The 7,013-nt window shown below is 38.9% G+C and carries 13 protein-coding genes and 1 pseudogene; 6 read left to right on the top strand and 8 right to left on the bottom strand.

All coding sequences use genetic code 11. The features are described 5' to 3' along the window. Positions 1–52 precede the first annotated feature (52 nt). From ACTNES_RS18340 to ACTNES_RS18310, 7 genes are all read right to left on the bottom strand, one after another. On the bottom strand, positions 53–418 hold the full coding sequence (locus ACTNES_RS18340) for an Arm DNA-binding domain-containing protein (protein WP_441040317.1): 366 nt from the start codon (positions 416–418) through the stop codon (positions 53–55). A gap of 169 nt (positions 419–587) precedes the next feature. Further along, on the bottom strand, positions 588–932 hold the full coding sequence (locus ACTNES_RS18335) for a hypothetical protein (protein ID WP_291817592.1): 345 nt from the start codon (positions 930–932) through the stop codon (positions 588–590). Positions 933–952: 20 nt separating this feature from the next. After that, a complete protein-coding gene (locus ACTNES_RS18330; RefSeq protein WP_291817590.1) occupies positions 953–1,540 on the bottom strand; it encodes a coiled-coil domain-containing protein in 588 nt (195 codons plus the stop codon). A 171-nt stretch (positions 1,541–1,711) separates the two neighbouring features. Then, positions 1,712–2,176 carry a hypothetical protein gene (locus tag ACTNES_RS18325; protein WP_291817588.1) on the bottom strand — a complete coding sequence of 155 codons (465 nt, stop codon included), beginning with the start codon at positions 2,174–2,176 and terminating at the stop codon, positions 1,712–1,714. Between the two features lie 32 nt (positions 2,177–2,208). After that, positions 2,209–2,487 (bottom strand): DUF4160 domain-containing protein, encoded by a 279-nt coding sequence (locus tag ACTNES_RS18320; RefSeq protein ID WP_291817586.1) that lies wholly within the window; start codon positions 2,485–2,487, stop codon positions 2,209–2,211. Further along, the gene (locus ACTNES_RS18315) at positions 2,471–2,761 is read right to left on the bottom strand and encodes a hypothetical protein (RefSeq protein ID WP_118571526.1); all 291 of its coding nucleotides are present in this window, start codon (positions 2,759–2,761) and stop codon (positions 2,471–2,473) included. Before ACTNES_RS18315 ends, ACTNES_RS18320 begins: the two co-directional genes overlap by 17 nt. 15 nt (positions 2,762–2,776) lie before the next feature. Further along, positions 2,777–3,250 (bottom strand): helix-turn-helix domain-containing protein, encoded by a 474-nt coding sequence (locus ACTNES_RS18310; RefSeq protein ID WP_291817580.1) that lies wholly within the window; start codon positions 3,248–3,250, stop codon positions 2,777–2,779. Positions 3,251–3,419: 169 nt separating this feature from the next. Between ACTNES_RS18310 and ACTNES_RS18305 the strand changes: the two genes are divergently transcribed. After that, positions 3,420–3,641, top strand: a complete 222-nt coding sequence (locus ACTNES_RS18305) for an XRE family transcriptional regulator (protein ID WP_291817577.1) — start codon at positions 3,420–3,422, stop codon at positions 3,639–3,641. Between the two features lie 72 nt (positions 3,642–3,713). Then, complete coding sequence (locus ACTNES_RS18300) at positions 3,714–3,887, top strand: hypothetical protein (protein WP_291817575.1); 174 nt, start codon at positions 3,714–3,716, stop codon at positions 3,885–3,887. Here ACTNES_RS18300 and ACTNES_RS18295 read toward each other — a convergent pair. Next, the gene (locus tag ACTNES_RS18295; RefSeq protein ID WP_291817573.1) at positions 3,847–4,107 is read right to left on the bottom strand and encodes a hypothetical protein; all 261 of its coding nucleotides are present in this window, start codon (positions 4,105–4,107) and stop codon (positions 3,847–3,849) included. The two genes, ACTNES_RS18300 and ACTNES_RS18295, sit on opposite strands and share 41 nt — an antisense overlap. A gap of 110 nt (positions 4,108–4,217) precedes the next feature. Here ACTNES_RS18295 and ACTNES_RS18290 point away from each other — a divergent pair, with 110 nt between their 5' ends. The 4 genes and pseudogenes from ACTNES_RS18290 to ACTNES_RS18275 all read left to right on the top strand — a co-directional run. Then, positions 4,218–4,511, top strand: a complete 294-nt coding sequence (locus tag ACTNES_RS18290) for a phage holin family protein (RefSeq protein WP_291817570.1) — start codon at positions 4,218–4,220, stop codon at positions 4,509–4,511. 52 nt (positions 4,512–4,563) lie between these two features. Further along, positions 4,564–5,055 (top strand): annotated as a pseudogene (locus ACTNES_RS18285) (glucosaminidase domain-containing protein); the annotation flags it as partial. 33 nt (positions 5,056–5,088) lie between these two features. Then, complete coding sequence (locus tag ACTNES_RS18280) at positions 5,089–5,811, top strand: N-acetylmuramoyl-L-alanine amidase (RefSeq protein WP_291817617.1); 723 nt, start codon at positions 5,089–5,091, stop codon at positions 5,809–5,811. A gap of 700 nt (positions 5,812–6,511) precedes the next feature. Then, positions 6,512–7,013 (top strand): cell division ATP-binding protein FtsE (locus ACTNES_RS18275; protein WP_441040316.1); only part of this gene is annotated, 502 nt, incomplete at its 3' end.

Here is a 7,013-nt window from a genome sequence, read left to right as displayed (position 1 = left end):
ATACATCATTTTAGAACACGAAAAGGAAAATACAATGGCTTTTTCTATCCGACTAAAAATGGTTAATTCTAAGCGACTCTGGGTGGTCGATTCCGCCCGACCCTAACAATAATGAGAAGTTAGCATTTATATGTAACCTGATGGCTGATTCATAAGCATCGTAGGTATTATCAGTGAAGTTACTTTTAATATGCCCTTTAAGCCAGAAATCCAGATAATCAGACAAAGACATTTCAGATGGCTTAAATACAACACCTGCACTATCATATTCTGCTTTTGCCTGCGTGCCAGCGGCAAGAGCTTCTGCCTTGGTCTTAAAACCTCCCTTTGAGATAGATTTCCTCTTTCCATCCACTCTGGCACTTTCGAAGCTGTACTCCCATCCCTTTCCACGTTTTCTCGTACGTAATTCTCCCATGATATCACCTTCCTTATCTAATTTTGGGTATAAAAATAACAGCCACACAAACGTTTGGCTTGTGTAACTGCTCCGAAGATGATACAATATCTTTGCCAAAAGAAAGGGATCTCTTCGGAGATTCCGATTGCCGTCCTTGTGCTGGTAACACAGGGACGGTTTTTATTTATTATTTCTGTTTTACAAGAGATACAATTGCTAAAATAACGTTGACTAAACACCAAGTCGCCCAGATTCTTAAATCAGAGAAACTTCCTGCCAATGTGTATCCGAAGAAAGTAGCAATACCGAATAATACGATAAGAGCAATGTTACCACCTTTACTACCCTTGCGAGTTGCAATAGATACAATGCCGCCAGCAAGAAGCATGATAGCAACGATGATTCCAGCAGATCCACTCACTTCACCTGTTTCACTTAAAGAATTACTAAGACCAGCAGCGCATGACTGAAATGCAACCATAAAAAATAATACAATTGATAAGATTCCAGATACTAATTTCCAAGTTTTCATTTTATCCCCTCCGTGTTAAATTAAACATCAATTTCAAAAACAGCTGATTGCTTTTGACCATTACTGTCGTAATTATAAAAGTTAATTTTGAAACTTCCAGCATTATCAACACCGATACATGCTTGAGCCTGACAGGAAGCTCCAACAGGCGTTTCTTGTGGATACATTGAGATATCTCCCGGATATGAATATCCCATTTTCCCAGCACTGTCAACAATTCCATCGTCCAGACTTATGTACAATCCATTCATGATATCATCGTCATAACCAAGATTTTCATAGGTGTATGTTATAAGATAAACAGCAGTTGGTTTTTTATCGCTATATTCATTACGGTCATCGGTTGCCTCAACAGAGTCGACTGTAATTTTCCATTGCCCCTCCACTACATAGGATTCTCCAATTCTATATGTATCTTGGGAAGTAGATTTGGCTCCGGATGAAACTTCGTCAAGTTGCTTTTGAAGCTCATCTATTGTTTTTTGCATTTCTGAGATTTGAGATTCGAGTTGTTCAATCTTATCATCTTTTTCATCTGCAAATACGGGTGGTGAAGAAGATAAGATGAGCGTGCCAGCTAACAGGATGGCAAAAATTCTCTTTTTCATCTTTTGATCCTCCTAAATGGAATATTTATTAAAACGCCAAGGCGAATTAATTCATCAATATATGTGAAAACTTGTATGATAAATTATTTTACTACTATAAAGCGTAATAGACAAGTATAATGAAGAGAATGTTGAAATATCTTCTTTATAAAGATGTGTGGATTATTTTGGTTATTCAATAGAAATTAGCTTTATCACTGCCAATGGCTCAAAATAAATTATGTAATTATCGATAGATGTACATAATCCGTACTTTGACTTGTAGCAATCGATAGCTTCCATTAAATATTCTTCCGTAGCATCCAGATACTCAGCCATCTCATAAAGATTTCTGCATCCTGCTTCGTAGGCCCTGATTAGACCAGTAAGTCCGATTTTCAGATTATACCCATAAAGTCGCGCGCGGTATTCCTGCTTGCGATTTTCAATCTTAGTCTGATCCAAAATATTTCCAGAGGAAGTATAGTAGTGCCCCAGTTCTTCTGCCAGGACACATGATTTTTCTTTTTGAGTAGTGATTTTTTGTCTGATAGCAACACGCCTGCCGCGGATTAGGCCGTCATGCTCAGTAAGAGGTTGCTCTTTTACAAGCAATCCTTCCTGATCGGCAGCAGTCAGTAACTGTTCGTAATTCAATTGGGATCACCCCTTTAAGTAAATGGTATAGATTAGCAGTAGTAGCTAATCTGATGAAATGTTGCATACCAGAGGTCAAGGACATCTTTACTTCGAGCCTCTATAGTCTGCATAATGAATCGAAGCTGTTTAGCTGGAATCTTTGATTTGTTATGACAAAGAAGACAGCCACCGTTTCGAGTAATCCATATTTTGGTTGCAGTAGGAGACGGAACTCCCTCACATACATGGACATGTACTGGTTCTAAAGGATCATTTTCATTTACCCAGAAATATATGATATAAGAACCAATTTTAAAAACTCGAGGCATTATCCATACCTCCTTCAAATCCTCCTTCACGGGCTAACTGCATAATAATGTGTGCAACAGATGCCAGATAATCCTGAAAATATTTAATTTCTTCATCAGAGAATCCATCAATATTTTCCCACTTATAATCAGGCAACCAACATGAAGCGGAATGGAATCCGCCGTAAACAGGTTTTTCAATACGGACTTCAACCTGTTCTTTACCGTCTTTCTGAAGAGATTCAGAATGAACAATCTCTGTATTGTCATTTAGTGTCATAAATGGATAAAGCATAATAACATCTCCTTTCTATTCCCATTTGCTATCATCATTCATAATATCTATATCCTTCTTATGTCCTTCAGGAGTAGCTTCAACATCTGTCCGGGCATGAGCTGCAAGAAGATCTTCCTCCATCTGCTGGGTGGAGAGAAGGTTCTTAGAGTAGGCGAGAACCTTTCTCTGGTTATGAGGAGACAACTGATTGCATACTTCTATGATCTCCTTACACTGAGCAGAGACGGAAGAACTCTGAACAGATTCTACCTTATTGGGAACTCTTTCCATAGGGACGTCAGCAGTAGATTTCCAACCCATTAAATCAGCAGGAGTAGTATCTAATGCTCTGGCTAAAGGTTCTAAAATGGGCGTTGGCATATTTTCTATATCTCCGTTTTCATATCTATATATTGTGGCTCGTGACTTGCCAATTTTCTGAGCTAAATCATCAGCTGTAAGACCAAGTTCTATTCGACGTTGCTTTATCCGATCTCCTGTATTCATATCGGCACCTCCTATGCTTTGTATAATAACATATGATTCGCAAATTTGCAACATATAAGTGATAAATATGCGTAAAAAATCTCAAAAATGAGAAAATAGGGTTGACAAAGAAATATTAAGGTGATATTGTAAATGTAGTCGCAGATATGAGAAAAGAGGAGGCAAGAAAATGGTAAATGTAAATAAACTAAGAGGGAAAATAGTGGAATGCGGCTTGAACACTTCTGAGCTTGCAAACTTGATAGGTATTGATAGAACGACCTTATACAGGAAATTCAATGCAGATGGAGAGACACTTACCATCAGAGAAGCTGATTTGATTTCGAAAGAGCTTAATCTCTCTCGTGACGAGGTAAATGATATTTTTTTAGTCAGTTTGTCGCATAAATGAGACAAATGAGCAACCATGATAAAAGAAAAGAGGTGAGATAAATTCTTGTTAAAAAGATAGGAGGTGAGAGAAATGAATATGGAGAAACTTATGAATATAACAAAAGTAGGTGAAATGATTGAACTTGTTACAACAGAACAGGCCATATATAGAAGAACTAAAAATGGCCTGCAAAAAGTAAAAACCTTAACTGAAAATATTGAAGTTAATCAAAGAATTCAAATACATCGGGATCAACAGCAGTAAAAAGATCAATAGAATCATATTTTTTTACATCGTCAGATGAAGCAGAAGGTATTGCTGATATTTCGACGAGACCATCTTGGCCTTCATCTTCACTTGATTTAACAGAAATATGTACGTATTGCATATTGTCTTTAAAAATTTGATTAGCTATTTTGATAAGATCTGTTGCACGAATTACGGAACTGCAAGCCCAAGTTCCGTCAGGATATTTAGTAAACATGATATTTGTCTCTCCTTTCTATAAAAAGATATGATTAATTCCTGTAATACTAGAATAGAAGAGCAACGAAGAAAAGTCAATAGGGAGATACCCAGAAAGGAGAATTGATTATGGAACAGCTTACAAATTACGTAAAACCAGAACTCATCGTAGTAGCTATTGCCTTATATTTCGTAGGCATGGCCCTCAAACAGGCCCAGGCAGTAAAAGATAAGTACATTCCACTTATCTTAGGCGGAGTCAGCATAGTGATCTGCGCAATCTATGTATTTGCCACCTGTACCTGTAGTAGTGGCCAGGATATTGCAATGGCAATTTTTACAGCGGTCACTCAGGGAATCTTAATCGCAGGACTTTCTACATATGTGAACCAGATTGTAAAACAGACGAATAAAGACGAATGATTTAGAGGGATGAGTAATCATCCCTTTTTCTATGGAGGAAAAACAAATGTTAAAGATTATGGGACGGGCTCAAGCGACCATTGATCAGCTTCGGAATTATATTGAGAAAGTAAATCCGACAGTTGCAGAGTCTGTAATAAAAATGATTCCCCTGTATCTTACAGAAGGAGCTATCGAGGGAGTACGAGGCGATATTGCATTTGCCCAGTCGTGCCTGGAAACTGGAAATTTTACTTTCAAGGGGTCAGCAGTAACGCTGGATCAGAACAATTTTGCAGGACTTGGTGTTACGCAAAATGGCATGAAAGGAAATTCATGGGAAACACCGCAGCTTGGCATTCGGGCACAGATCCAGCATTTAAAAGCCTATGCATCATCAGAAAAGTTAAACCAGAAATGTATAGACAAAAGATTTGATTACGTAACCAGGGAGTCTGCTCCATATGTAGAATGGCTTGGAATTCAGGAGAATCCAAATGGCGCTGGATGGGCAGCAGGAAAAGGATACGGGGAACAGATCATCAGAATCTTAAATACTATATTATCAGGTTCGGAAGAACCAGAAAGTGAGGATATTATGAACTTTTTTATTTGTGTAGGTCATGCCAATTATGGTAATGGAGTTATTTCTTCAGCTGACGGTACCGGCTACGGCGGTGTTAACGAATACAAGTACAACAAAGAGCTTGCCCCTTATGTAGTAGAATGGTTAAAGAAAGCAGGACACAAAGCAACTTTATGCATTGCTCCGGAAGGGCAGCTCCATTCTCTGAACGATGAGATCAACTACTTCATCGGAGAAGAAGGAAAACAGAATTATGATCTGTCCGTCCAGCTTCACCTGAACGCATTCAACGGATCCGCACACGGTTGCGAAGCATACGCCTATAATGAAGCAGGAAAAGAAGTAGCTGCAAGAATCTGCGAAAAACTTGGAACCATCTGGGACAACAGAGGACCGCAGATCAAAACAGGTCTGTACTGGACCAGAAAGACAAAGGCAAAAGCAGTCCTGATTGAGAGCTTCTTCTGCGACTCAAAGAGCGATTATGAAAAAGCAAAGAAACTGGGCTTCGATGCTCATGCGAAGCTGATTGCAGAAGGAATCCTTGGAAAATCCATTTCCGGAAATACTTCCACAACTGACAAAAAAGACAGCAATACCGGAAGTACATCCGAAAAGCCGGCATCAGTAAAATACTATGTCCAGGTTGGTACCTATGCAGATAAGAAAAATGCGCAGGAGATGGTGGACAAATTGAAAAAAGCTGGATTTGATGCTATTATTAAAGAAAAATAAAGAGCATACAGGAAGCTTGAAATAAAAGAACCGAAATGGCAATATGTTCTCTATGATTCTAAACCATATTATAATAGGAAGAAATCCCGGCAGTACCCATCTGCCGGGAGACTATTGTATCATCGTTTTTGTCAACCATTTGTCTACCGCGTACAGAAATCTACAGAATATGATAGAAAACTGTAGGATATGAGATAATTACTGAAACACTGATAAATACTGGATTTGTAACAATATTAGGTTATAATAGATATAACCAGAATACATAAAAGAGACGGTTAAACAATTTATGAAGTATATGGAAACACTAGAGTATTAATACATTATAATAGAAGGAACACATCAATGCCTGCTGCAGTGCCAATTACTGCAGCAGGCATTTTCTCTCTTTACAAATCTTATTTCACAGTGTATAGTTAGAATTCGAGATTGCAGTAAGGATATGCAGTTATATAATTTAAAATGTTACATAGCGAGACAGTTCCACAGCAAAGTAACAGGCAGGAAATTTATTGGTTGCGAGGGCATTTGCAGAATTACTAGACTCCGAAACCGCCTTCGCAACCAATAAATTTCCTGTCGTCCCTTACTGAGAAAAACTATGAACATTCTATGAAACCTCAAAAACCCACTTGCAATCCCCAAAAACATATATTACAATATTGTTACAAAAACATGAACCCCTTGGAGGAAAAAATCTATGATAGACCTAATAGATGTAAGCAAATCCTACGGTCCTGGTCTTCCGGCCGTAAACCATGCGAACTTACATATAGATAAGGGCGAATTCGTCTTCGTAGTAGGAAACAGCGGATCAGGCAAAACAACCCTGATCAAACTTCTCATGAAAGAACTGGATTCCACATCCGGCCAGACCATCGTAAGCGGTGAGCGTCTGGAGAAAATGAAACATAGACGAGTAGCCAAATACCGCCGTAAACTTGGTGTAGTGTTTCAGGATTTCCGACTCCTGAAAGACAGAAACGTATATGAGAACGTAGCATTTGCTCAGCGAGTAGTCAACCGTCCGACACGAGTTATCCGCAAACGTGTTCCTGAAGTACTTCAGGAAGTTGGCCTTGCAGGCAAATATAAATCTTTCCCGGACGAACTCTCCGGTGGAGAACAGCAGAGAGTCGCCCTGGCCAGAGCTCTGGTTAACCGTCCGGACATCCTTCTGGCAGATGAGCCAACAGGAAACC

Source organism: Blautia sp. HCP3S3_D9 (genome assembly GCF_052063845.1).
In the GTDB taxonomy this organism is placed as follows: Bacteria; Bacillota; Clostridia; order Lachnospirales; family Lachnospiraceae; genus Blautia_A.
Note: the sequence above shows the minus strand (reverse complement) of the source record. Positions and strands in the feature narration are given on the sequence as shown.